General features: G+C 71.2%; 21 protein-coding genes and 2 tRNA genes. 8 read left to right on the plus strand and 15 right to left on the minus strand.

The annotated features are described in order from the left end of the window. Positions 1 to 44: 44 nt before the first annotated feature. Positions 45 to 584, minus strand: a complete 540-nt coding sequence (locus FB00_RS00445; protein ID WP_047230892.1) for a peptidylprolyl isomerase — start codon at positions 582 to 584, stop codon at positions 45 to 47. 142 nt (positions 585 to 726) lie between these two features. Between FB00_RS00445 and FB00_RS00450 the strand changes: the two genes are divergently transcribed. Then, positions 727 to 1,860, plus strand: a complete 1,134-nt coding sequence (locus FB00_RS00450) for a hypothetical protein (protein ID WP_052877323.1) — start codon at positions 727 to 729, stop codon at positions 1,858 to 1,860. A 174-nt stretch (positions 1,861 to 2,034) separates the two neighbouring features. Here FB00_RS00450 and FB00_RS00455 read toward each other — a convergent pair whose 3' ends face one another. From FB00_RS00455 to gyrB, 9 genes are all read right to left on the minus strand, one after another. Further along, complete coding sequence (locus FB00_RS00455; RefSeq protein ID WP_231581648.1) at positions 2,035 to 2,640, minus strand: hypothetical protein; 606 nt, start codon at positions 2,638 to 2,640, stop codon at positions 2,035 to 2,037. A gap of 84 nt (positions 2,641 to 2,724) precedes the next feature. After that, the gene (locus FB00_RS00460; protein ID WP_047231199.1) at positions 2,725 to 3,339 is read right to left on the minus strand and encodes a response regulator transcription factor; all 615 of its coding nucleotides are present in this window, start codon (positions 3,337 to 3,339) and stop codon (positions 2,725 to 2,727) included. Further along, positions 3,339 to 4,493: a sensor histidine kinase gene (locus tag FB00_RS00465; protein ID WP_156186241.1), complete on the minus strand. Its 1,155-nt coding sequence runs from the start codon at positions 4,491 to 4,493 to the stop codon at positions 3,339 to 3,341. Before FB00_RS00465 ends, FB00_RS00460 begins: the two co-directional genes overlap by 1 nt. 158 nt (positions 4,494 to 4,651) lie before the next feature. Then, positions 4,652 to 4,727, minus strand: a tRNA-Ala gene (locus FB00_RS00470). Between the two features lie 38 nt (positions 4,728 to 4,765). Beyond that, on the minus strand, positions 4,766 to 4,885 hold the full coding sequence (locus tag FB00_RS22545) for a DLW-39 family protein (RefSeq protein ID WP_208863433.1): 120 nt from the start codon (positions 4,883 to 4,885) through the stop codon (positions 4,766 to 4,768). Positions 4,886 to 4,913: 28 nt separating this feature from the next. Further along, positions 4,914 to 4,987 (minus strand) — tRNA-Ile (locus FB00_RS00475). Positions 4,988 to 5,113: 126 nt separating this feature from the next. Then, positions 5,114 to 6,061: a DUF3566 domain-containing protein gene (locus FB00_RS21450; protein ID WP_064316697.1), complete on the minus strand. Its 948-nt coding sequence runs from the start codon at positions 6,059 to 6,061 to the stop codon at positions 5,114 to 5,116. Further along, entirely contained in the window at positions 6,058 to 8,697 is a 2,640-nt protein-coding gene (gene gyrA / locus FB00_RS00485) for a DNA gyrase subunit A (RefSeq protein ID WP_047231202.1), read from the minus strand. The genes FB00_RS21450 and gyrA overlap by 4 nt, the downstream gene beginning before the upstream one ends. A gap of 174 nt (positions 8,698 to 8,871) precedes the next feature. Further along, positions 8,872 to 10,944, minus strand: coding sequence for a DNA topoisomerase (ATP-hydrolyzing) subunit B (gene gyrB / locus FB00_RS00490; RefSeq protein WP_047231203.1), 2,073 nt, complete (start codon positions 10,942 to 10,944; stop codon positions 8,872 to 8,874). Positions 10,945 to 11,510: 566 nt separating this feature from the next. Here gyrB and FB00_RS20790 point away from each other — a divergent pair. Then, the gene (locus tag FB00_RS20790) at positions 11,511 to 13,058 is read left to right on the plus strand and encodes a hypothetical protein (protein WP_052877325.1); all 1,548 of its coding nucleotides are present in this window, start codon (positions 11,511 to 11,513) and stop codon (positions 13,056 to 13,058) included. A 133-nt stretch (positions 13,059 to 13,191) separates the two neighbouring features. On the opposite strand, the gene FB00_RS00500 is transcribed toward FB00_RS20790, so the two are convergent. From FB00_RS00500 to dnaA, 5 genes are all read right to left on the minus strand, one after another. After that, on the minus strand, positions 13,192 to 13,833 hold the full coding sequence (locus FB00_RS00500) for a DUF721 domain-containing protein (protein WP_231581649.1): 642 nt from the start codon (positions 13,831 to 13,833) through the stop codon (positions 13,192 to 13,194). A gap of 13 nt (positions 13,834 to 13,846) precedes the next feature. Further along, positions 13,847 to 15,157 (minus strand): DNA replication/repair protein RecF, encoded by a 1,311-nt coding sequence (gene recF, locus FB00_RS00505; protein WP_047230893.1) that lies wholly within the window; start codon positions 15,155 to 15,157, stop codon positions 13,847 to 13,849. A 43-nt stretch (positions 15,158 to 15,200) separates the two neighbouring features. Further along, entirely contained in the window at positions 15,201 to 16,139 is a 939-nt protein-coding gene (gene gnd, locus FB00_RS00510; protein ID WP_047230894.1) for a phosphogluconate dehydrogenase (NAD(+)-dependent, decarboxylating), read from the minus strand. 58 nt (positions 16,140 to 16,197) lie between these two features. Beyond that, positions 16,198 to 17,328 carry a DNA polymerase III subunit beta gene (dnaN, locus tag FB00_RS00515; protein WP_047230895.1) on the minus strand — a complete coding sequence of 377 codons (1,131 nt, stop codon included), beginning with the start codon at positions 17,326 to 17,328 and terminating at the stop codon, positions 16,198 to 16,200. Positions 17,329 to 18,592: 1,264 nt separating this feature from the next. Beyond that, positions 18,593 to 20,011: a chromosomal replication initiator protein DnaA gene (dnaA, locus tag FB00_RS00520; protein WP_047230896.1), complete on the minus strand. Its 1,419-nt coding sequence runs from the start codon at positions 20,009 to 20,011 to the stop codon at positions 18,593 to 18,595. 544 nt (positions 20,012 to 20,555) lie between these two features. Here dnaA and rpmH point away from each other — a divergent pair. The 6 genes from rpmH to rsmG all read left to right on the plus strand — a co-directional run bounded on the left by rpmH (position 20,556) and on the right by rsmG (position 24,116). Then, the gene (rpmH, locus tag FB00_RS00525) at positions 20,556 to 20,693 is read left to right on the plus strand and encodes a 50S ribosomal protein L34 (protein WP_034225701.1); all 138 of its coding nucleotides are present in this window, start codon (positions 20,556 to 20,558) and stop codon (positions 20,691 to 20,693) included. 6 nt (positions 20,694 to 20,699) lie between these two features. After that, complete coding sequence (gene rnpA / locus FB00_RS00530) at positions 20,700 to 21,068, plus strand: ribonuclease P protein component (protein WP_047230897.1); 369 nt, start codon at positions 20,700 to 20,702, stop codon at positions 21,066 to 21,068. Further along, positions 21,065 to 21,403 carry a membrane protein insertion efficiency factor YidD gene (gene yidD / locus FB00_RS23060; RefSeq protein ID WP_082140818.1) on the plus strand — a complete coding sequence of 113 codons (339 nt, stop codon included), beginning with the start codon at positions 21,065 to 21,067 and terminating at the stop codon, positions 21,401 to 21,403. Before rnpA ends, yidD begins: the two co-directional genes overlap by 4 nt. 60 nt (positions 21,404 to 21,463) lie before the next feature. Then, positions 21,464 to 22,567, plus strand: coding sequence for a membrane protein insertase YidC (yidC, locus tag FB00_RS00540; protein WP_047230898.1), 1,104 nt, complete (start codon positions 21,464 to 21,466; stop codon positions 22,565 to 22,567). A 39-nt stretch (positions 22,568 to 22,606) separates the two neighbouring features. Further along, positions 22,607 to 23,134 (plus strand): protein jag, encoded by a 528-nt coding sequence (locus FB00_RS00545; RefSeq protein WP_047230899.1) that lies wholly within the window; start codon positions 22,607 to 22,609, stop codon positions 23,132 to 23,134. 319 nt (positions 23,135 to 23,453) lie between these two features. After that, a complete protein-coding gene (gene rsmG / locus FB00_RS00550) occupies positions 23,454 to 24,116 on the plus strand; it encodes a 16S rRNA (guanine(527)-N(7))-methyltransferase RsmG (protein WP_047231206.1) in 663 nt (220 codons plus the stop codon). Positions 24,117 to 24,196 lie beyond the last annotated feature (80 nt).

The raw sequence follows: 24,196 nt of genomic DNA on the forward strand, positions 1-24,196 counted from the left end.
GTACGCGGGCGGGCCGGGGGGCCCGGGAGGTGTGGTCGAGATGGTCAGTCCTCGATGGTGACCGAGGTGATGACGATGTCCTCCTGCGGGCGGTCGCCCGGGCGGGTCGGCGTCGTGTTGATCGCGTCGACCACCGCGCGGGACTCGTCGTCCGCGACCTCGCCGAAGATCGTGTGCTTGCCGTTGAGCCAGGTGGTGGGGACCGTCGAGATGAAGAACTGCGACCCGTTGGTGCCCTCGACCTCGCCCGTGACCGGGTTGCGGCGCAGGCCCGCGTTCGCCATCGCCAGGAGGTAGGGGCGGTCGAACTGGAGCTCGGGGTGGATCTCGTCGTTGAACGTGTAGCCGGGGCCGCCCGTCCCGGTGCCCAGCGGGCAGCCGCCCTGGATCATGAAGTCCTGGATCACGCGGTGGAAGATCAGGCCGTCGTAGAACGGCTCGGTGCGCTCTGCGCCGGTGCGGGGGTCGGACCACGTCGTGGTGCCCTTCGCGAGCCCGACGAAGTTCGCCACCGTCTTCGGGGCGTGGTTCGGCAGGAGCTCGATCCGGATGTCACCTGCGGTCGTGTGGAGGGTTGCGAACATGGGCACCATCCTCCCACGAGACCCGCGCGCGACCCGTCCGACGCGATGTCTCGCGGGTCGGGCACGGTGGTGGCAGAGTGGTCGGAAACGCCCATCGCATCCGCCCTTTCGTCCCGTCGGACGACGACCCCGGGGAGCACGCATGACCCGTTCTCGCTCAGCGAGCGACTCCGTCAAGGACACGCTCGAGTCGATCGACACCGAGAAGCTCAAGGACCAGGCCGCGCAGGCCGCCGCGACCGCTCAGAGCGCCGCGACCCAGCTCGCGGACCAGGCCAAGGACGCGGCCGTCCACGCCAAGGAGTGGGGCACGCCCAAGGTCGAGGCGTTCCTCGAGTGGCTCCAGCCGCGCGTCGAGAAGGCGTGGCAGGACAGCATCCAGGCCGCCGCGCCGCGCGTCGAGAAGGCCGCGGGCAAGGCCGCGCCCGCGATCGACACCGCGCACGACAAGCTCGTCGACGACGTGCTGCCGAAGATCGTCGCGAGCTTCAACGCCGCTGCCGCCAGTGCCGCCGACTCCGCCCAGCGCGCGGCCGACAACGCGGCCGAGGCGACCGCCGCGGCATCCGCCGCCGCGGCGGCGGCGACCGGCCGGAAGGGGCGCAAGCTCGCCAAGGAGGCGCAGAAGGCCGCCGCCGAGGCCGCGAAGCAGGCGCAGAAGGCCGCGGGCAAGGCCGGCAAGAGGGCCTCGAAGCACGCGGACAAGGCGGCGGAGAAGGCGGCAGCCAAGCTCGCCGCCGCGGCCGACAAGGCGGCGGCGAAGGCCGCCGAGGCCGACGCCTCGAAGGGCAAGGGCCGTACCCTCTGGTGGATCGCCGGCGGCGTCACCGCCGCGGGCGTCGGCTACGTCCTCTATCGCCGCGCCCAACCCACGACCGACCCCTGGGCCGAGCCGTGGGAGCAGGAGGAGCAGCAGGTCCACTTCGACGACGTGGTCGGCGACGCCCGGCACGCCGTCGGGGACGCCGCCGAGTCGCTGGGCGAGGCCGCGGGCGTCGCCGTGGCGAAGGGCCGCGAGGCGACCGACAAGCTCGCCGAGCGCGCCGCCGAGGTCCGCGACGACGTCAGCGACCGCGTCAGCGACGCCGTCTCCGACGCCAAGGACGCCGCCAAGAAGGCCACCAGCCGCGCCCGCAGCACCACCCGCGGCACGGCTTCCTCGGCCAAGGACGCGGCGGAGGACGCGAAGGACGACCTCGGCGACGCCGGCAAGAAGGCGCGCGAGGCGGCCGAGGCCGCCGCGGAGGACGCCGCCGAGAAGGCCGACGACGTCTGACCTCGCAGGACGGCGCGCCGAGCGCTCGCACGCGAAGGGCCCCACCGCGCGGTGGGGCCCTTCGTCGTCTCCGCGGACGGCCCGCCGGCCAGGCCGCTGACCAGCCCGCTGACCAGGCTTCCGGACCGGACGACGAGCGTGCGCCGTCGGTGCGCTTCCTCACGTCTCGCGCAGCTACGCCGGTGCGACCGCGGCGAGGCACAGCATCGCGACGCCGAGGCCGAGGTCGAGCACGAAGCACGCCTCCGCGAGGGAGCGCGGCACGACCCGGTCCCTGACGAAGTGGACGACGTCCCACGCGGCGTGCCCGACGGCGGCCAGCGCCGCGAGGTAGAGAGCGGGCACGGGGCCCACCATCATGGCCGTGAGCGCGACGGCGCTGAAGCCCAGGAACCCCAGGGCCTGGATGCCCAGCTCGCGGCGGTCGACGCCGGCGCCCCGGAGGAGGCCCAGCACCGCGAACGCCGCGCCCAGGACGAGCACCGTCACGGTGGGGTCGAGCCCGGTGACGCGCGCGAGGACGACGGCGACGATCGCTCCTCCGACCACGATCCAGCCGCTGCGCCGTGACCCGATCGCGCTGGCCGCGAGGTAGCACGCCGAGGCGATGACGATGATCATCGCGGTCACGTGCGCGTCGGCGCCGTTCGTGACGTTGAGGAGGAGAGCGAGCAGTCCCACGAGGGACGGCCACCGCTCCAGCAGATGGCGGCCCGGTCCGTGGTCACGGTGGGCGTCGTGGTGCTGCGCGGGATCGAGACGGGGCTGCTGTGTGTCCATGGTCGCGAGTCTGGGCCGGGGCCGCGCACGACGGACCCGTGAATCACGCACGGGACACCCGTGCGGACGCTGACCGAGGGCGCGTCAGACCCAGCCGTTCTCGCGGGCGATGCGGTACGCCTGGGACCTGTTGTCGGCCCCGAGCTTGCGGCTGACCGACGCCAGGTAGTTGCGCACCGTGGCCGGCGACAGGAACAGCTCTCGAGCCACGTCGCGGACGGCACGGTCCTGCTGCGCGGCCGCCAGCACGGCCGTCTCCCGGACGGTCAGCGGCGACGGGGCCACGGTCAGGGCGTCCGCGGCCAGGACGGGATCGACGTAGCGCTGCCCCTCGTGGACCCGCCGGACGACGTCCGCCAGCGCCGCGCCCGGCGCCCCCTTCGCGAGGAACCCCCGTGCCCCCGAGGCGAGGGCCTCGCGCAGCACGTACGGGTGACCGTGTCCGGTGAGGATCACGCCCGCGCACCGGGGGAGCGCTCGGGCCAGCTCCGCGATGACGCCGAGCCCGTCCACCTCGGGCATGTGCAGGTCGACGACGGCGACGTCGGGCGCGTGGCGCAGCGCTCGGTCGATCGCCTCGCGGCCGTCGCGGGCGGTGGCGACGACGTCCACGTCCGGCTCCCGTTCCAGAAGTCCGACCAGAGCCTCCCGTATCAGCTCGTCGTCCTCGGCGAGGAGCACCCGGATCCGTTCGCTCATCACCACCTCCCCGACGGCGCCGAGCGGCTCACCCGGACCACGAAGCGGTCGTCCCCGTCCGGGCCCGCGACGAGCTCCGCACCGACGGCACCGGCCCGTGCCGCGAGGGCCGCCAGACCGGTCCCGCCGGCTGCGTCGTTCCCGACCGCGGGTCGGACGCCGTCGTTCTCCACGCTCAGCGTCGTCACCGGTCCCTGCACCACGACGCGGATCGATGCCGTGCGGGCGTCGCTGTGCCGCAGGACGTTCGTGACGGCCTCGCGGACGACCGTCGCGAAGAGCCCGGCGAGCGAGGGCGGCACGGCGGCGAGCATCTGGGGATCGGCGGCGACCGACGGGGTGATCCCCGCCGAGCGGAGCACGAGGTCCGCCGACCGCAGCTGCGACGGGAGGTCCGTCACGGCCTCTCCGTGGATCGTGCGCCGGGCCTCCTGGAGCGCGCCGGCCGCGAGGTCGCGGATGCTCCGGCTCTCGCCCGCGGCCGCGTCGGGGTCTCGCGCGGCCAGGTCGGCGGCTCGCTCGGCCTTGAGCGCGATCACGGCGAGGCGCCGTCCGAGCACGTCGTGCAGCTCTCGGCCGACGCGCAGCCGTTCCTCGGCCACCGCGAGGCGTGCCTGTGCCTCCCGTCCGTCCTGCGCGGACCACCACAGCCGGTGCAACCACACCAGCGCCTGGCACATCGCCCACACGGTGAGGGCGACGCCGAAGGTCGTGACGACGCTGGGAAGGGGCGCACCGTCGAAGACTGCGCCGCCTGCCGCGGCAGCACCACCCAGGACGACGGCTGCCACGACGCCGCTGCGCCAGCCGGCGAGGCCCGAGGCGGCGACGACGAAGCCCGCGAGCCACGGCCAGGGCTCCTCGCCAGGCTCGGCCCACGAGAACGTCGGGGCCCAGAGCGCCAGGGTGAGCGCGATCAGCCCGGCGACCTTCCACCTCCGGGACGCCCGGTCCGGGGCGGGAGCGACGGCGTCGAGGAGGACGAGCAGCAGCGCGAGTCCGAGGAGGACCAGAGCGCCGACGAAGACCACCGTGCGCAGAGGCGTCGGCGGCTCGGTGAACGACATCGCGATGATCGGCGCCCACGCGAAGCTGGCCAGGAGGAAGCCCAGCACGATCCAGCGCGGAGTCCGTCGAGGCTGCGCCTGGGTCACGTCCTCGCCCCCCTTCCCCACCTCGACCGGCGGAGTAGGAGCGAGCGTAGCCGCACGCTCGACGGGGCACCCTGGCGCGCAGCGCTCGGGAGAGTGCTGCTTGGCCGTCCTCGGACAGCAAGAAGGACCCCCGACGGCAGACGTCGGAGGCCCTTCGGTGGTGGAGCCAGGGGGACTCGAACCCCCAACCCCCTGCTTGCAAAGCAGGTGCGCTACCAATTGCGCCATGGCCCCGGGTGACGCGGCCGGGGCCGGTCAGGAGTGAGACGTGCTCACTCGAAGGTGTCGGTGACCTCTGCCCAGAGGTCGCGCTCGGCGTTGTCCTCCGTGTACTTGCGCCACAGGAGATATCCGGCGCCGGCGGCGAGGAGCAGGACGAGAAGCTTCTTCATGACGTTCCCCCTCGAGTGGGTTCGGCAGTGGGCCTAAGAGGACTTGAACCTCTGACCTCTTCCTTATCAGGGAAGCGCTCTAACCGTCTGAGCTATAGGCCCGTACGCGCCTCGCCGGACAGCCCCTGGGGGCCGCTCCGCTCGCAGGCAGCGATTGAGGTTACCCCACCGGGAGCCGCAGACCCAAACCGAGGGGTCCGTGACCCCCGGTCCGGGAGCCGCCCTGGGTCAGTCGTCCGTGAGCGTGAGGTGCACGCCGCCCACGAGCGCGGCGACGATGTTGTACAGGAACGCCATGATCGTCGACAGCGCGGTGATGATCACCACGTTCACGACGCCCAGCAGCGTGGCGATGGAGATCACCCGGCCGAACGCGACGTACTGCTGGATGTCCACGTCGGTCTCGGTGCCGACGATCTGCGTGAACAGGTCCTCGATCTTCGCGAAGACCATCATCCCGTCGAGGACGTACCAGACCACGGCCGTCGCGACGACGGTCATGATGCCGATCGCGACCGCCAGCAGGAAGCCGAGCTTCATCGCGGACCAGGGGTCGATGCGCGAGACCGCGAGCCTGACGCGGCGCGGGCCGCCGTCGTGCCGGACCGTGGGCGTCGCGCCCGTCGCGGTCCCGACGGCGGGCGTGGCACCGGTGAGCGGGGTCGCGGAGCCGGACACGCCGGCCGCGGAGTAGTGCAGCGAGGCCGCCGCCGGGGCGTTCGTCGCGGCCGAGGCCGCCGAGGTGGTCGTGGGCACGCGCCTCACCGTCTCGTCGTCGATCTCGTCGTGACCGGTCTGCTGAGGGTCGGACTCCGCCGGTGCGGCCGGGACCGCCGCAGAGACCTTCTTGGCCGCGGTCTTCGCCGCGGCGATGGCCGCAGCGGCCGCCTTCACGGCACCCGCGCGCGCGACGGCGACGCGGCTCTCGCCCGACGCCCGCTCCATCCCGTCGTCGTCGACCCCGCGCTCCTGGCCGGTCTGGCTCCCGGACTGGCTCGGAGGCGGCGGCGGGGGCGGCGGCGGGACGGCGCCCGACGCCGAACCGTTCGACGCGCCGTTCGACTCCGCGTGCTTGCTCGCCGTGGACGCGCCCGCGCGCGAGGTCGTGTCCGTGTCCGGGCGCGGCACGGTCAGCCGGGGCGTGATCGTCGGCGGTGCGTTGTTCTCGCTGCTCATCTGGTTTCCTCGGTGGTTCCGGGGGCCGCCTCGGTCCCGCTCGCCCCGTCGGACGAGGCGGTCGGGTCGATGATCGGTGCGCTGCTCGTGTCGGTGCCGACCGGGGCCGTGCCGGTCCCGTCCTCGCCCTCCACGGTATCCCGATCCTCTCCGAGGCGACGCTCGACGTTCCGCGCGACCGCGATGATGCGGTCACCCTTGTCGGGCTTCGCGAACGTCACCCCCTGCGTGTTGCGGCCCGTGAGGTTCACCTCGTCGACCGCGGACCGCACGATCTTCCCGCGTTCCATGATCACCAGCACCTCGTCGTCGGCCTCTGTCACCAGAGCCCCCACGAGATCTCCACGAGCCTCCACCAGGTTCGCGACCTTGATGCCCAGCCCGCCGCGCCCCTGGACCCGGTACTCGTCGATCCGCGTGCGCTTGGCGAAACCGCCCTCGGTCACGACGAAGAGGTCCGAGCCCTCCTCGACCACGTCCGCCGAGAGGAGCTCGTCGCCCTCGCGGAACTTCATGCCCGTCACGCCCGACGTCGCGCGGCCGAGCGGCCGCATCGTGTCGTCGGCGGCGGGGAAGCGGATCGACTGTCCCTTGCGCGAGACGAGGATGAGGTCGTCGTCGGCGTCCACGAGGAGCGCCGCGACGAGCTCGTCGGGCGTGCCCGACTCGTCCTCGCGCAGGTTGATCGCGATGAGCCCGCCCGAGCGCGGCGAGTCGTACTCGGACAGCCGCGTCTTCTTGACCAGGCCGCGGCGCGTCGCCAGGACCAGGTACTCCGCGGCGTCGTAGTCGCGCAGGTCGAGCACCTGCGCGATCTTCTCACCGGGCTGGAACGCGAGCAGGTTGGCCACGTGCTGCCCCTTGGCGTCGCGACCGCCCTCGGGGAGCTCGTACGCCTTGGCGCGGTAGACCCGCCCGAGGTTCGTGAAGAACAGCAGCCAGTGGTGCGTCGTCGTCACGAAGAAGTGGTCGACGATGTCGTCCTCGCGCAGCTGCGCGCCGCGCACGCCCTTGCCGCCACGCTTCTGCGCCCGGTAGCTGTCGCTGCGCGTCCGCTTCACGTAGCCGCCGCGCGTGATGGTGACGACCATCTCCTCCTCGGCGATGAGGTCCTCGATGGAGACCTCGCCGTCGAACGGGAGGATGGTCGTGCGCCGCTCGTCGCCGTACTTGGCGACGATCTCGCCCATCTCCTCGCCGACGATCGTCCGCTGGCGCTCCGGCTTGGCGAGGATGTCCTCGTAGTCGAGGATCTTGCGCTCGAGCTCGTCGTGCTCGTCGAGGATCTTCTGCCGCTCCAGCGCGGCCAGACGGCGGAGCTGGAGGTTGAGGATCGCCGTCGCCTGGACCTCGTCCACGCCCAGCAGCTCCATGAGGCCCGTGCGCGCCACCTCGACGTCGGGGGAGCGACGGATGAGCGCGATGACCTCGTCGAGCGCGTCGAGCGCCTTGAGGTAGCCGCGCAGGATGTGGATGCTGCGCTCGGCCTCGGCGAGCAGGTAGCGCGTGCGCCGCACGACGACGTCGAGCTGGTGGGTCGTCCAGTGGCGGACGAACGCGTCGAGGCTCAGCGTGCGGGGGACGCCGTCCACCAGCGCGAGCATGTTCGCGCCGAACGTGTCCTGGAGCTGCGTGTGCTTGTACAGGTTGTTGAGCACGACCTTCGCCACGGCGTCGCGCTTGAGCACGATCACGAGGCGCTGGCCCGTGCGGCCCGACGTCTCGTCGCGGATGTCGGCGATGCCCTGGACGCGGCCGTCCTTGACGAGGTCGGCGATCTTCGCCGCGAGGTTGTCCGGGTTCACCTGGTAGGGGAGCTCGGTGACGACCAGGCACACGCGGCCCTGGATCTCCTCGACGTTGACCACCGCGCGCATCGTGATGGAGCCGCGTCCGGTCCGGTACGCCTCCTCGATGCCCTTGTGGCCGAGGATCGTCGCGCCGGTCGGGAAGTCCGGGCCCTTGATGCGCAGCAGGAGCGCCGCGAGGAGCTCCTCGCGGGTCGCCTCGGGGTGGTCCAGGTGCCACTGGACGCCCTCGGCGACCTCGCGCAGGTTGTGCGGCGGGATGTTCGTCGCCATGCCGACGGCGATGCCCGCCGAGCCGTTGACCAGCAGGTTCGGGAACCGCGACGGCAGGACCGCCGGCTCCTGCGTGCGGCCGTCGTAGTTGTCCTGGAAGTCGACGGTGTCCTTGTCGATGTCCCGGACCATCTCCATGGCGATCGGGGCCATGCGGCACTCGGTGTACCGCGGGGCGGCCGCCGGGTCGTTGCCGGGAGAGCCGAAGTTCCCCTGGCCGGCGACGAGCGGGTACCGCAGCGACCAGTCCTGCACGAGGCGCACGAGCGCGTCGTAGATCGCGCTGTCGCCGTGGGGGTGGAACTTGCCCATGACGTCGCCGACGACGCGCGAGCACTTCGAGTACGACCGGTCCGGCCGGTAGCCGCCGTCGTACATCGCGTACAGCACGCGGCGGTGCACGGGCTTGAGGCCGTCGCGGACGTCCGGCAGGGCACGCCCGACGATGACGCTCATCGCGTAGTCGAGGTACGACCGCTGCATCTCGAGCTGGAGGTCGACCTGCTCGATGCGCCCGTGGTGCACCGCGACCGCCGTCCCGTCGGCGTGCACGATCTCCTCGGCCCCGTCGCCGGGAGCCGCGGGCTCGGTCTCGGGGTTCTGCTCGTCGCTCACGGTCTACCTCGTTCGTTCGTTCGTGCGTGCTCGCTGTGCTCGTCGCCTGCCGCGGTCCGCGCCGCCGGGGCGCGTTCGCGGGCCGGTCGCCCGCGCGGGGCGGGCGCCGGCTGGTCAGATGTCAAGGAACCGCACGTCCTTCGCGTTCCGCTGGATGAAGCTGCGGCGGGACTCGACGTCCTCGCCCATGAGGACGGAGAAGATCTCGTCCGCGGCGGCGGCGTCGTCCAGGGTGACCTGGTTGAGCGTGCGGTGCTCGGGGTCCATGGTCGTGTCCCACAGCTCCGAGTAGTCCATCTCGCCCAGACCCTTGTAGCGCTGGATCCCGTTCTCCTTGGGGATCCGCTTGCCGGCGGCCTGCCCGGACGCGAGGAACGCGTCGCGCTCCTTGTCCGAGTAGACGTAGTCGTGCGGCGCGTTCGACCACTTGAGCCGGTACAGCGGCGGCTGCGCGAGGTACACGTGCCCGTTCTCGATGAGGGGGCGCATGTACCGGAAGAGCAGCGTGAGCAGGAGGGTCGCGATGTGCTGGCCGTCGACGTCCGCGTCGGCCATGAGGACGATCTTGTGGTAACGCAGCTTGGTGAGGTCGAAGTCCTCGCCGATGCCCGTGCCGAACGCCGTGATGATCGACTGGACCTCCTGGTTGGAGAGGGCCCGGTCGAGGCGCGCGCGCTCGACGTTGAGGATCTTGCCGCGGATCGGGAGGATCGCCTGCGTCTGCGGGTTGCGACCGCGGACGGCGGAACCGCCGGCCGAGTCACCCTCGACGATGAAGATCTCGCACTCCTCGGCGCGGTTCGACTGGCAGTCGCGCAGCTTGCCGGGCATGCCGCCCGACTCCAGCAGGCCCTTGCGGCGCGTGGCCTCGCGCGCCTTGCGGGCCGCGATGCGCGCCTGGGACGCCTGGATCGCCTTGCGGATGACGTCGCGCCCCTCGTTCGGGTGCGAGTCGAACCAGTCGGTGAGCTGCTCGTGGACGACGCGCTGGACGAACGTCTTCGCCTCGGTGTTGCCGAGCTTCGTCTTCGTCTGGCCCTCGAACTGGGGCTCGCCGAGCTTGACGGAGACGACGGCGGTCAGGCCTTCGCGGATGTCGTCGCCCGTGAGGTTGTCGTCCTTCTCCTTGAGGATGCCCTTGTCGCGCGCGTAGCGGTTGACCAGCGAGGTCATCGCCGCGCGGAAGCCCTCCTCGTGCGTGCCGCCCTCGGTCGTGGAGATGGTGTTCGCGTACGTGTGCACGGACTCGGAGTACGCGCTGGTCCACTGCATCGCGATCTCGACCGAGATCCGCTTCTCGGTGTCCTCCGACTCGAAGTCGATGACGTCGGGGTGGACGAGCTCGACCTTCTTCGCCGAGTTGAGGTGCTTGACGTAGTCGACGAGGCCGCCGTCGTACTTGTACGAGACGGTGCGAGCCGGGGTGGACGCGCCCGACGTCGTGTCGTCCGCCTCGGAGACGCCGTCCGCGTCGGCCGCCCCGTCGCCCCCGGTGACCTCGTCGCCGGTGTCGAGGTGGGCGGGACGCTCGTCGGTCAGCGTGATGTGCAGACCCTTGTTGAGGAACGCCATCTGCTGGAAGCGGGCGCGCAGGGTCTCGAAGTCGTACTCGGTCGTCTCGAAGATCCCCGGGTCGGCCCAGAAGGTCTGCGTGGTCCCCGTCTCGTCCGACGGCTCGAGCCGCTCGACGGGCGTCACCGGGTTGCCGCCCTCGGTGAACTCCTGGCGCCACGAGTACCCGTCACGACGGACCTCGGACACCATGCGCGTCGAGAGCGCGTTGACGACGGACATGCCGACGCCGTGCAGCCCACCGGAGACCGCGTACCCGCCGCCGCCGAACTTGCCGCCCGCGTGGAGGATCGTCATGACGACCTCGAGCGTCGGCTTGCCCTCGGTCGGGTGGATCGCGACGGGGATGCCGCGGCCGTTGTCGACGACGCGGACGCCGCCGTCCGCGAGGAGCGTCACGTCGATCGTGTCCGCGTGCCCGGCGAGGGCCTCGTCCACAGAGTTATCCACAATCTCGTACACAAGATGGTGGAGGCCCCGCTCGCCGGTCGAGCCGATGTACATGCCCGGACGCTTGCGGACCGCCTCGAGGCCCTCGAGGACGGTGATGTTGCTCGCGTCGTAGCCGCCGCCCGCCGAGGGTGCCGCCTCCGCGGACGCCGTCGGGTCGGAGATGGCGGTGTCGGTGTGGTCTGCCACGGGCAGGACTGCTCCTCGTCGTCGTGCAGACTGCGCCCGCGTTCGCGCGGAAGCAGGGCGCTGCTGCTCAAGGGTTCCGGGCCCGCACCACGGTCGGCGTCGGCTCCTGCGCGAGGATGGACGGTCGGCCGTGGACGGCTGGCCGCGCCTCCTCGGAAGGGCTGCGCGCACGGGTGGTGAACAGACCCGGAATGACCTCCCCAGTCTACCCGCCACGACCCGAATTCCGCGGATTGTGGCGCCCCTGGGGACATCTCCGAGGGCGTTCCCGACGTGATCCGTGCGGTGCCGTCGTGAGTTCTCCACATCGTTGTCCACAGGCCGTGCGCACAGGCGGCCCGACGGTCCGGCCACCCGTCGCCGGAACGCGCGCAGACCACCGCGCCGGGGCAGTCGTGGGAACGCTCCCGGTCCCGACAAGTCGGGAATCGGCATTTCGCCGCGAAGGTGGTCTAATACCACACACCATCCTGATTCGCGCGTCGTCCGCGCACGGAGTGATCGGCGCGCGGGCGGCCCGACCCCGAAGGGACCCTCACCCCGTGAAGAGACTCCTCGCGAGCGCTGCGGCGACAGCGCTCGCACTCGGCGGCCTGCTGGTAGCCACCGCGGCCCCCGCCTCCGCCCACAGCGGCGGACCCGTCGCCGACTGCCAGAGCCTGAAGGTCGACCTCTGGGCCTACGCACCCGGGAACGGGCTCACCGTCGTCGTCGACGGCAAGACGCTCGAGCCCCGCAGCTTCGACGGGCACTTCAAGAAGACCTACGATCTCGACCCGACCCAGGACCACACCTGGAGCGTCGCCGTCGACGCCTCGGACAACGACAGGTACGACAAGTCCTGGAAGGGCACGACGACGGCCTGCGAGGCTCCCGAGGAGGAGAGCCCGGTCCAGGTCGGCGTCTACGTCTACCCCAAGCTCGACCCGACGGGGGGTGCTGCCTGGGAGAACTCGGGACCGCAGAAGCTCGTCACGAGCGACGAGGTCGCCCTGCCCGAGAAGCCCTGGGACAAGACGTGGCTCGTCGCGCCTCTCGACCTCGAGGCGGTTCGCGAGGTCGCCAGGACCATCGAGCCCGACGTGACCACCGAGGAGCTGTGCACCGCGTGGGCGGTCCAGCAGGACCTCGTCGACCTGCCCGGTGGACTGGCCGAGCTCCCGACGGACATCCGCTACTCGCCCGACGGCAAGCACCTCGGCGAGTTCCCCGACGGCACCCTCATCTCCTGGGACCACCAGGACCTCGTGAAGCTCTTCCCCGAGGGCGCGTGCGACACGCCCGAGCCGGTCGACGAGGAGGTCGTCGCCCCCGCGACGCCGGTCGTCCCCTCCGCGGTCGAGGTGTGCGGTACCGAGCTGACGGAGGAGAACGTCCCGGCCGAGTCCGAGGAGTTCCGCTACACCGTCACGGCCGAGGGCGTCGTCGCGGAGCCGAAGGGCGCCACCGTGGAGTTCTCGGCGGAGACGGCCGAGCTCGGCTACGTCGTCGCCGAGGACGGCCGCAGCGCGCTCTTCCCGATCGCGGACCTGCTGCCGTCCGAGGAGGCCTGCGCGCTCGTCCCGGGCGCGATCGAGGCGGTCTGCGAGGGTGACGTGCCCTACCTCGGCTACGAGGTGGCCCTGCCCGAGGGGATCACGGTCGACGACGAGAACCCGCTGACGATCACGTTCCTGCACCCGAACGGTGGCGAGAACTACGTCGTGGAGGGCCAGCCGTTGAACGGGACGATCCTGTGGCCCGGCGCCTCGGCGGAGGAGCCGAAGCAGTGGCCCGGCTTCGTCCGCAACGAGGACGGGTCGTACACCGAGACCGAGGGCAACTACGCCTGGACGCGTGACGGTGTCGAGGTCCTCTTCGAGGTCAACCCGGCGTACTCGACGGTCGTGTCGTACCCGCCGGCGACGAGCGCGTGCGCCAACCCTCCCGTCGCGCCCGTCGCGGCCGAGGACGTCCCCGCGCCCGCGGGGGCGAGCGGTCCCGAGCTCGCCACGACCGGTGCGACCGTCGCCGGAGCCGCGGCGTTCGCGGCGCTGCTCGTCGGTGGCGGCGCGCTGGTGTTCTGGCTGCGCCGTCGCGTGCAGTCCTGACCCCATGACGTGGTGACCAGCGCCCCGGTCACCACCCGCGAGGCCCGCCGTGACCCGGTCACGGCGGGCCTCGTCGTCTGTCGGTACCGCCGCTGGTGCGTCTCTGGTCGACGCGGCCCGCGGCGTCGGGCCCTCAGCCCCAGGTGTCGCGCGGGCCAGGCCCGCGGACCGACTTCTTGCCGCGCCGGAAGCTCGGCCCCGCCGGCCCGAGGACCGTGACCGTCTCCACGACGCCCTCGCCGACCTCGCGCGCGAGGCGCTCCAGCAGCTGCGGGGTGAGCAGCCGCACCTGCGTCGCCCACGCGGTCGAGTCGGCGCGCACGACGAGCACCTTGTCCTCGAAGGTCTCGGGCTCGCAGTGGTCCGCCACCTGGTCCCCGACGACCTCGCGCCACCGCCCGACGACGCCGCCCACCGACACGTCGGCGACCCAGTCGCGCTCCCGCAGCAGGTGCGCGACGACGTCGCCCAGGAGCTGCGGGTCGCGTCCACCCGGCCGGGCGCCCGACGTGGGCGGGTCGGCCAGGATCCGGCGGCGAGGCTCCTGCCCCGGCCGCAGTCCCTTCGCCCGGGCCGCCGCCTTCGCGCGGTTGAGCGCCTGCCGTGCCACCTCCGCCGGCGGCGTCAGCTCCACGACGTCTCCGACGGGTACCCCGGTCGCCCGAGGCTCCACCTCGTCCCGGTCCTCGACGGTCTCGCGCGCCGACGCGGGGACGCCTGCCGAGGCCGCCTTCTCCCGCTCCCAGGGCGGCCCACCGGCATCGGACGACGCCACGCCGCGCGATCCGTCACGGTTCGACACGGGTCACCGTCCCGTCGTGGACGGCGAACCGCGCCCCGTCCAGGAGGGCGGGGACGTCGTCGGGCACGGCCGCGGTGATGATGACCTGGCCGGCGTCCGCGACGAGCTCGGCCAGCCGCTCGCGCCGCCGGACGTCGAGCTCGGCGAACACGTCGTCGAGCACGAGCACGGGCTCACCGTCGGGACCCCACTGGTCCGCCCACAGGAGGGAGTCGAGCCCCGCCGGCGCCCCGTCCTTGAGGAGGCGGTACGACGCGAGGCGCAGCGCGAGGGCGAACGACCACGACTCGCCGTGGCTCGCGTACCCCTTCGCCGGCAGGCCGCCGAGGGTGAGCACGACGTCGTCGCGGTGCGGCCCGACGAGGTTCACCCCGCGCTCGACCTCCTTCGCCCGCACCACGCGCATGGCATCCAGCATGCGCTGCTCGAGCGCCGGCGTGCCGGGGAGGGCCGACGTCGGCCCGTCGCCGCCGGGGACCGTCTCACCCGGCGCCGGACCGGCGCCTCCGGCCCCGTCCGGGTCGAGCGCCTCGTCGACCGACGAGCGGTACGCGATCCGCGCCTCGCCCTGCCCGGCGCTGACCTGCTCGTACGCCTCGGCGACGTACGGCGTGAGTGCCGCCACGAGCTGGAGGCGCAGAGCCGTGATCTCGGCGCCGAGGCTCGCGAGCCGCGCGTCCCAGACCTCGAGCGTCGCGAGGGGGGACGACGCGCCCTCGGGCGCGTCGTCGTCCGGCGGCGGCTCCGCGGCCGCGGGACGGCGGGTCCCGCGGCCGCGACCCCGGAGCGCGGTCGCGGACTTGAGGAGCGCCCCCCGCTGGCGCAGCACCCGCTCGTAGTCCGCGAGGAGCGCGGCCACCCGCGGGACCAGGAGGACGGCGAGCTGGTCGAGGAACCGTCGACGACCGTCCGGGTCGCCCTTGACCAGGGCGAGGTCCTCCGGCGCGAAGAGGACGGTCCGCACGATGCCGAGGACGTCGCGCGGCCGCTGCGCGGGCGACCGGTTGATGCGGGCCCGGTTCGCCCGGCCTGAGGCGATCTCCAGCTCGACCGTGCTCGCCCGGTCGCCCCGGACGACCCGCGTCCGGACGACGGCGCGTGCGGCGCCCGCGCGGACGAGCGCCGCGTCCCCCGCGACCCGGTGGCTCGCGAGCGTCGCCACGTACCCGATCGCCTCGACGAGGTTCGTCTTGCCCTGGCCGTTCTGCCCGACGAGGGCGTTCACGCCCGGGACGAGCTCGACGTCGACGGACTCGTAGGACCGGAAGTCGACGAGGGACAGGTGCGAGACGTACATCGGTTCAACGAGAGGTCGAGGACGAGGCGGGCGGACGCCCCGGTCAGGCCGGGGGCTCGAGCGGTCCGGCCCCCGGGGAGGCCGGGCCGGCGGCCTTGACGGCATGCCCGCCGAACTGCTGGCGCAGCGCCGCGACGGCCTTGAGCGCCGGGGACTGCTCCTGGCGGGAGGCGAAGCGCGCGAAGAGCGCGGCCGAGATGACGGGCAGCGGGACGGCGTTGTCGATGGCCTCGTCGACCGTCCAGCGACCCTCGCCGGAGTCGTCGACCCAGTCGTCGATCTCGGCGAGCTGGGGGTCCTCCTCGAGCGCCTTGACGAACAGGTCGAGGAGCCAGGACCGCACGACCGTGCCGCGCGTCCACGCCTTCATCGTGCCGTGCACGTCCTTGACGAGCTCGCTCTTCGCGGCGAGGAGCTCGTAGCCCTCCGCATACGCCTGCATGAGGCCGTACTCGATGCCGTTGTGGACCATCTTGGCGAAGTGACCGGCACCGACCTCGCCGGCGTGGACGAAGCCCTCCTCGCGGGGGCCGTCGGGCCGCAGGGCGTCGAAGATGGGCATCGCGGCCTCGACGTGGACCGGGTCGCCGCCGACCATGAGGCCGTAGCCGTTCTCGAGACCCCAGACCCCGCCGGAGACACCGACGTCGAGGTAGCCCACACCCTTCTCGGCCAGCTCGGCGGCGCGCGCCTGGTCCTCCGCGTAGTACGAGTTGCCGCCCTCGATGACGAAGTCGCCCGCGCCGAGCAGGTCGCCGAGCTCGGTCACCACGCCACGCGTCGGCTCGCCCGCGGGCACCATGACCCACACGATGCGCGGACCGTCGTCGGGCAGGTCCGCGACGAGGTCGGCGAGGCTCGCGACGTCGGAGACCTCCGGGCGAGGGTCGTAGCCGACGACCTCGATGCCGGCCGCGCGGATGCGCGCCCGCATGTTGTTGCCCATCTTGCCGAGGCCGACGAGTCCGATGCGCGTGACCATGCGAGTCCTCCGGGGTGCGGTGAGGCGGTCGAGAGACAGGGCGGAGCCGTCCGCGCGGTCAGCCCGCGAAGCGGATCGGCACGAGCAGGTAGCGGTAGTGCGAGGAGTCCTCGCCGTCCAGCGAGTCCTGCCCGGTGAACTCCACGGGCTTGTTCGGGTGCGTGAAGCTCAGGCGCACGAAGTCCGTCCCGAGAGCCCCGAGACCGTCCAGGAGGAACTGGGGGTTGAAGGCCACCGAGATGTCCTCGCCCACGAGCACGGCCTCCAGCGCCTCGGACGCCTGCGCGTCGTCGCCCTGCCCCGCGTCGAGCACCACCTGCCCGTCCGTGAACGACAGCCGGATCGGGGTGTTGCGCTCCGCGACGAGCGACACGCGCTTGGCCGCGTCGATGAGCGGAGCCGTGGGGACGACCGCGTGGATCGGGGTCTCGTCGGGGAACAGCCGACGCACGGCGGGGTAGTCGCCGTCGACGAGCTGCGACGTGGTGTGGCGGCCGCCCGCCTCGAAGCCGATGAGGTCCACCCCGGCCCCGGTGTTCAGGCCGACGTTCACGAGGCCCGAGCTGCCGAGCGACTTGGCCACGTCGTTGAGGGTGCGTGCCCGGACGAGCGCCACCGCCGAGTAGCTGGGGGTGACAGGAGTCCACGTGAGCTCGCGGAGCGCCAGGCGGTAGCGGTCCGTGGCGAGGAGCGTGATCTTCTCGCCCTCGATCTCGACCCGGACCCCGGTGAGCAGGGGGAGCGTGTCGTCACGGCTCGCCGCCACCGTGACCTGCGCGACGGCGTTCGTCAGCTCGTCGCCGGAGACCGTTCCCGAGAGCTCGGGCATGGCGGGCAGCGCGGGGTACTCGTCCACAGGCATGGTGAGGAGCGTGAAGCGGCTCGCGCCACACGTCACGGTGACCTTGCTGCCCTCGAGCACGACGTCGACCGGCTTCGCCGGGAGCGCGCGGGAGATCTCGGCGAGCAGACGACCGGACACGAGCACCGTGCCGGGCTCGCTCACCTCCGCGGGGATCTCCGAGCGGGCCGAGACCTCGTAGTCGAAGCTCGACAGGCCGATCGTCCCGGACGCGTCGGCCTCGAGCCGCACCCCGGCGAGCACCGGAGCAGGCGGGCGGGTCGGCAGGGTCCGCGCCGTCCAGGTCACCGCGTCGGCCAGGACATCACGCTCAACCCGGAACTTCATCCCAAACCCTCTCGTCCCAACGACCTGATCGGACTCGATCTTCACATGTGCCGTCCGGCTGCGCCTCGGCGCACGGCTCGTCGTCGGGCTGAGTGACGTCCTGACCGCCCGGGCGAAAGCCGTGGCGGGGGACGCGAGGAGCTCGGGTCGCAGGTCCGCGCACACGTGTCGTGCATGAACCCTACGCGAGGAGCAGGTCGGGAGGAACTGGAACGACGTGCCTGGGGACGGTCCTGTGCACCGACGTCGATGTGGTGTCGGCCGGTGCGCCTGCCCCTTCCGTCGGCATGCCGATGGCCGGTCGGCGGCTGGTGCGGGATCGTGGTCGGAGCAGGTCGCGCGGGTCGGCCGCCGGAGCCTGATGAAGGCGTGTGGAATTCCCCTTGATCAAACCTTCGTCGTCGTCATAGGGGTTGTGGAATGCGTGGAAAACGGGTGTCAGTGCAGGTCAGGACCCGGAAATGCGTGTGGACGAACCCGTGGTCTCGCTGTGGGAAAGTCGCACGGCCTGTGGGCGAGCGATCTGTCCCCACACGTCGTCCACCGTGGAGCACCTCGTCGTCCACACCGTAGGGCCGGTCGTCCACAGTTATCCACAGAAGCGTGCACAGCAGCCGCCTCCGAGTGCCGTCCGCAGACTGTGCACGACGCACCGTTTCCACAGGCCTCCCGGGAAAAACGCTCGGTACTCCGCGGATTGTGGAGAGCCGCTGGGTGCTGTGGGCGAACGCGGGTCCCCAGATCACGCGGATGTCACAACTCACAGATGCCCTGTGGATGACTGTGGACAACTCGACCCACACGCTGTGTACGAAGCGTTCTTCCGGGGTCGCCAGGCTACGTCGGGACGTTCGTGAGGGCTGTATCCACAGGATGATGCACCCCGGTGGGCATCTCTGTGGATCGGTGTGGACGAGGCGGAGGAGGACGTCGCCAGACGGTGCGGCGGAGGCACCGGTCGTCGCCGACGTGGCCGCACGGGCACCTGGGCGGCCGGGAGAGCCGGTGCGGGAACGTGACACGGTCCTGCTCGCGCGGGAGCCCGGCATGGACCCATGACGGGAGCGCGCTGCGGACCGAGGATCGGCACGGCTGGAAGCGTCGAGCGCGCCGAGACCCGACGCCGCGGGCGCGTGACGGGGAGCGTGCGGTCGTGCAGGAACCGAGCAGCCTCCCGTGCGGGGCGTAGGGAGACCACGGTGGATCGACGGACCGGGTCGGACCTTCCCGACGGCGTGCGCGGGCCGGCCCACGGCGACGCGCCTCAGCCCCGGTGCTGCTGCTTGATCCTGCTCGTCAGCTCGGTGACCTGGTTGTAGGTGGACCGTCGCTCCGCCATCTGCTCGGTGATCTTGCGGTTCGCGTGCATGACCGTCGTGTGGTCGCGCCCGCCGAACTGCTGGCCGATCTTCGGCAACGAGAGGTCGGTCAGCTCGCGGCACAGGTACATGGCGATCTGCCGCGCGGTGACGAGGACGCGCGAGCGCGAGCTCCCGCAGAGGTCGTCGATCGTCAGGCCGAAGTACGCGGCCGTCTGCGCGATGATCGCGGCGGGGGTGATCTCCGCGCTGTCCTCGTCGGTGATGAGGTCCTTGAGGACGATCTCGGCGAGCGGGAGGTCGACCTGCTGGCGGTTGAGGTTCGCGAAGGCCGTCACCCGGATCAGCGCGCCCTCGAGCTCGCGGATGTTCGTCGAGATGCGGGAGCCGATGTAGGAGAGCACGTCGTCCGGAGCCGCGAGCCGCTCGCTCGATGCCTTCTTGCGGAGGATGGCGATGCGCGTCTCGAGGTCCGGCGGCTGGACGTCGGTGATGAGACCCCACTCGAACCGGGAGCGGAGTCGGTCCTCGAACCCGTTGAGCTGCTTGGGCGGCAGGTCGGACGTGATGACGACCTGCTTGTTGGCGTTGTGGAGGGCGTTGAAGGTGTGGAAGAACTCCTCCATCGTCTGTTCCTTGCCCTGGAGGAACTGGATGTCGTCGATGAGGAGGACGTCGACGTCCCGGTAGCGGCGCTGGAACGCGCCCGCCTTGCCCTCACCGATCGAGTTGATGAAGTCGTTGGTGAACTCCTCGGAGTTCACGTAGCGCACGCGGACGTTCGGATAGAGGTTGTGCGCGTAGTGACCGATCGCGTGCAGCAGGTGCGTCTTGCCGAGGCCCGAGTCTCCGTAGATGAAGAGCGGGTTGTAGGCCTTGGCGGGCGCCTCGGCGACGGCGACCGCCGCCGCGTGCGCGAACCTGTTCGACGACCCGATGACGAACGTCTCGAAGACGTACTTGGGGTTGAGCCGGCTCGGCTCCGCCTGCGGTCGCGGCGGGGGAGGGGGAGGGAGGTCGGGAAGACCGTCGTCCGGCTCGATGTACGGGCGTTCCACGGCGGGGCGGGAGGCTGGGGCGACGACGGGGTCCGAGCTGAGCTCCGGGTCGACCGTGATGCCGAAGCGGACGTCGCGTCCGAGGCACGAGGACATCGCCGTCACCAGGTCGTCGCGCACCCGGGTCTCGAGGTAGGTGCGGGTCTGCTCGTGCGGCACCGCGATGAACACCGTGTCGTCGAGGATCGCGAGCGGCTTGGCCAGCCGGATGAAGGCGATCTGCCGCGGTGTGATGTCCGGGCTCGCCTCGAGGATGCTCAGGGTCTGCGCCCAGACGTCGGCGATGTTCTCGTCCGGGTTGGCCACGGGCAGTTCCTCACAGGTCGAGGGTGTGCGCCGGCACGCGGAGCCGACCGTCGAGCGCGCGCTGACGGGCCGGGCGAGGTGCGCCGACGAAAGAAGGTCACGGGTGTGGTGATGCTGGGGTCGATCGTGCCATGGGAACCCCTCGTCCACATAGTTGTCCACAGGCTGTGGGTTGTAGGGTGAGGATGCTCTCAGCCCCGATGGGTGTCGTTGGGACCGCGTCGGCGCGGCACTCGCGGCGCGGCGCCTCTCACCTCTCCTGGTTTGACCCGAAGGGGTCGCGCAGCGTAACGTCAGACAGCCGTTCCAGGTGTTCTTGGCGCGCCCGCGTGGAGGAGACTCGACACGAGGCCTCGCGTCCTGAGCTGCCTGCAAAGATCCGGTGCCCCCAGCAATGGCCCACTCGATCCGCGTGCCTGGACGGCGACCGTGCGGGTGACCGCGCGGTGCACGACCTGAACCACCGACAGGCTCCAACCGGGACCTGTCACTGCATCGTCGAGGACATAGACGGTGTACCTCCCCGACGTTCTTGGAGTACCTCGTGAGCAAGCGGACCTTCCAGCCGAACAACCGGCGCCGGGCGAAGACCCACGGCTTCCGGCTGCGCATGCGGACCCGTGCCGGCCGCGCCATCCTGGCTGCCCGCCGTCGCAAGGGCCGCACCGAGCTCTCTGCCTGATCCCACGTGCTCCCCGCGGCGCACCGACTGCGCCGTTCCGTCGATTTCGAGCGGGCGGTGCGCCGTGGCGTGCGTGCGGGTAGGTCGACCGTGGTCGTGCACCTCTCCGAGGATCTCGAGGGTGATGCGCGACCACAGGTCGGCTTCGTCGTCTCCAAGGCGGTGGGGAACGCGGTGCACCGCAACCTCGTGAAGCGTCGGCTGCGCGCCGCCACTGCGGCGCGCCTCGACATGCTGCCCGACCACGGGCGTGCTGTCGTCCGGGCGCTTCCCGCCTCCGCCGCGGCGACGTTCGGCGACTTGAGCGCCGACCTCGACCGCGGCCTTGATCGCGCCGTACGGCGCCTCCACGAGCGTGCGGGCGTGGATCAATGACGACCACCCACCCGGTCGACGCTCCCGGCGCGACGTCCCCTGAGGACGCCGCCGACCGCGGAACTCCCGGCTTCGTGCGTCGCGTCGTCGCCGTGCTGCGTCGCGTCCCGGCGCTCACCCTCATCGGCATGATCCGGGCCTACCAGTCGGTGATCTCCCCGATGACCGGGCCCACGTGCAAGTACTACCCGTCCTGCTCCCAGTACGCCCTCACGGCGGTGCGTCGTCACGGCGCCCTGCGCGGAACGGGCCTCGCCCTCTGGCGGCTGCTGCGCTGCAACCCCTGGAGCCTCGGTGGGGTCGACGACGTTCCGCCGGCACGACACACGCACTAGTCCGCAGCCCGACATCGGGCGATTCACAAGCTTTGTCTGAAGTTGAGGGAGCAGTCACCGATGGACTTCTTCGCGTTCCTCGCCCCGATCGAGTGGGTCGTGGCGTGGATCATGTACCTGTGCCACCAGGGTCTGGTGTTCCTCGGGTTCTCCGACGGCCCCGGCCCGGCGTGGGTCCTGTCGATCGTCGGGCTCGTCATCATCATCCGCATCCTGCTGATCCCGCTGTTCTTCAAGCAGATCAAGGCATCGCGCGGCATGCAGATGCTGCAACCGGAGATGCAGGCGATCCAGAAGAAGTACAAGGGCAAGACGGACCCGGCGTCCCGCGAGGCCATGAGCCGCGAGACGATGGACCTGTACCGCAAGCACGGGACGAACCCCTTCGCGTCGTGCATGCCGATCCTGTTGCAGTCCCCGATCTTCTTCGCGCTCTTCCGCGTGCTCAACGGCCTCGTGCCCATCTCCAACGGCACGGACGACCCGATCGGTCCGATCAACTCGGCGGTCGCGAGCGACATCGAGAGCTCGTCGGTGTTCGGAGCGCAGCTGTCCGACGTGTTCCTGCGTACAGACGACCTGCAGACCAAGATCGTCATCGCCGTGCTCATCGTCGCGATGTGCGCCACCACCTTCTTCACGCAGCGCCAGCTCACGATGAAGAACATGCCGAAGGCCGCCCTCGAGGGCCCGATGGCGTCGACGCAGAAGATGATGCTCTACGTCTTCCCGTTCATCTTCGCCGTCTCGGGTGTCAACTTCCCGGTCGGTGTGCTCGTGTACTGGACGACGACGAACCTCTGGTCCATGGGTCAGCAGTTCTACACGATCCGTCGTATGCCGGCGCCGGGCTCCGAGGCGGAGCGACTCCTCAAGGAGCGCCAGGCGCGCAAGCGCGCGGCGAAGGGGGTCGTCGAGGACGCCACGCCGGTGATCGAGCAGCCGCGCGGGCAGCGTCAGCAGCCGAAGCGTAAGGACCGACAGAAGGCTGCGCCCCGTCCGGTCGGGACGACCACACCCAACGTCGACGACGTTCCGGTCGAGGACGCTCCCGTCGAGGACGCCCCCAAGGCGGCAGATGGATCTGGGACGAACGACGGCGCGAAGGGCTCTCCGGCCACCGGGGCGTCCAAGCCCGCGCCCAAGAAGAAGAAGCAGAAGTAGACCCGCGCGCGTGCGCGCCCCGCCGTGAGGAGCACCGTCATGACGCCTACCGAGACCCCAGCACCTGAAGACGCCGCCACCGAGGAGTCGACGCGCGAGACCACCAGCCTGGAGGAGGAGGGTGAGATCGCAGCGGACTACCTCGAGGAGCTGCTCGACATCGCCGACCTCGACGGTGACATCGACATCGACGTCGAGCACGACCGCGCGGCCGTCGAGATCGTCGCTGACGATCCCGCCGCGCTGCGTTCCCTCGTCGGTGAGGACGGCGACGTTCTCGACGCGCTCCAGGAGCTGACCCGCCTCGCTGTCCAGGCGCGGACGGGGGAGCGGAGTCGACTGATGCTGGACGTGGCCGGTTTCCGCGCCGCTCGACGTCGTGAGCTCACCGCTCAGGCTGAGGAGGCGATCTCTCGTGTTCAGTCCGGTGGGGCGAAGGTCTCGCTGGAACCGCTGAACGCCTTCGAGCGCAAGGTGATCCACGACGCGGTGGCTGCCGCCGGCCTCCGGAGCGACTCCGAGGGCGTCGAGCCTCAGCGCTACGTGGTGATCTACCCCGCTGACTGACACTGCTTCACTGCTTGGTGTCGGATTCCGTTCGCCCCCCGTTTCACGTGAAACGGGGGGCGAACGTCTTTTTCTGCCGTCGCAGGACCCGGTAGCGGTCGCTGGCAGTCTTGCGTCGGGCCCGGCGTCACTCCTGTCTCCTTCAACGGGTGGCCTTCGGCCCGCCTCGAGCTGACGCGGGAGCGGCGGGCGCACGGATGTGGCTCTGGTGCCTGGGAGTCGCACGGGACGACGCGGATCACGTGGTGGTCGGGCACGCCGTCGGGCGTTTCACGTGAAACGATGTGGCGTGCCCATTGACGAGGAAGCAGAGGAGCCGATGCGCGACCTGGTAGACGGCAACGCGGAGCCGGAGATCTCCCGGGAGTCGCTGACCGAGTACTTCGGTGCGGCGTACCCGACCATCGAACGGTTTGCGGACCGCCTGCGCGAGGAAGGCGAGCTGCGGGGACTGATCGGTCCCCGCGAGGTTCCTCGCATCTGGGACCGGCACATCCTGAACTCTGCCGCGGTCGTGCCGTTCCTTCCGGAGACAGGGCTCATCGCAGACATCGGATCCGGCGCGGGGCTCCCCGGGGTCGTGATCGCAGCGATGCGGCCAGGGGCCTCCGTGTACCTGGTCGAGCCGATGGAGCGGCGCTGCGCGTGGTTGTCGGAGATCGCCACGGATCTGAACCTCGCGAACATCGAGGTGAAGCGGGGCCGTGCGGAGGAGTACCACGGCGCGTTCGAGTGCGACGCGGTGACGTCTCGCGCCGTGGCCGCCCTGGACAAGCTGGTCCGGCTCTCGCTGCCGCTCGTTCGACCGGGCGGCGAGATGATCGTGCTGAAGGGGCGCAACGTGGCGCGCGAGGTGGAGCCCGCCCGCAAGGTGCTGCGACGGCTCAAGGGGGGCGAACCCGAGATCGTTGACGCGCCGACGATCCCCGGTGTAGAGACCACCACTGTGGTGCGCATCGTGCGGCAGACTGGGGCACGCTGAACCCAACCCTCGACGTCGGCACCGCTGTGTGACGACACGGGGGCGACGAGCGCTCGACATCCACCGATGGGTGGGCTGGA

The sequence above is a fragment of the Cellulosimicrobium funkei genome (genome assembly GCF_001019615.1).
Taxonomy (GTDB): Bacteria; Actinomycetota; Actinomycetes; order Actinomycetales; family Cellulomonadaceae; genus Cellulosimicrobium; species Cellulosimicrobium cellulans_E.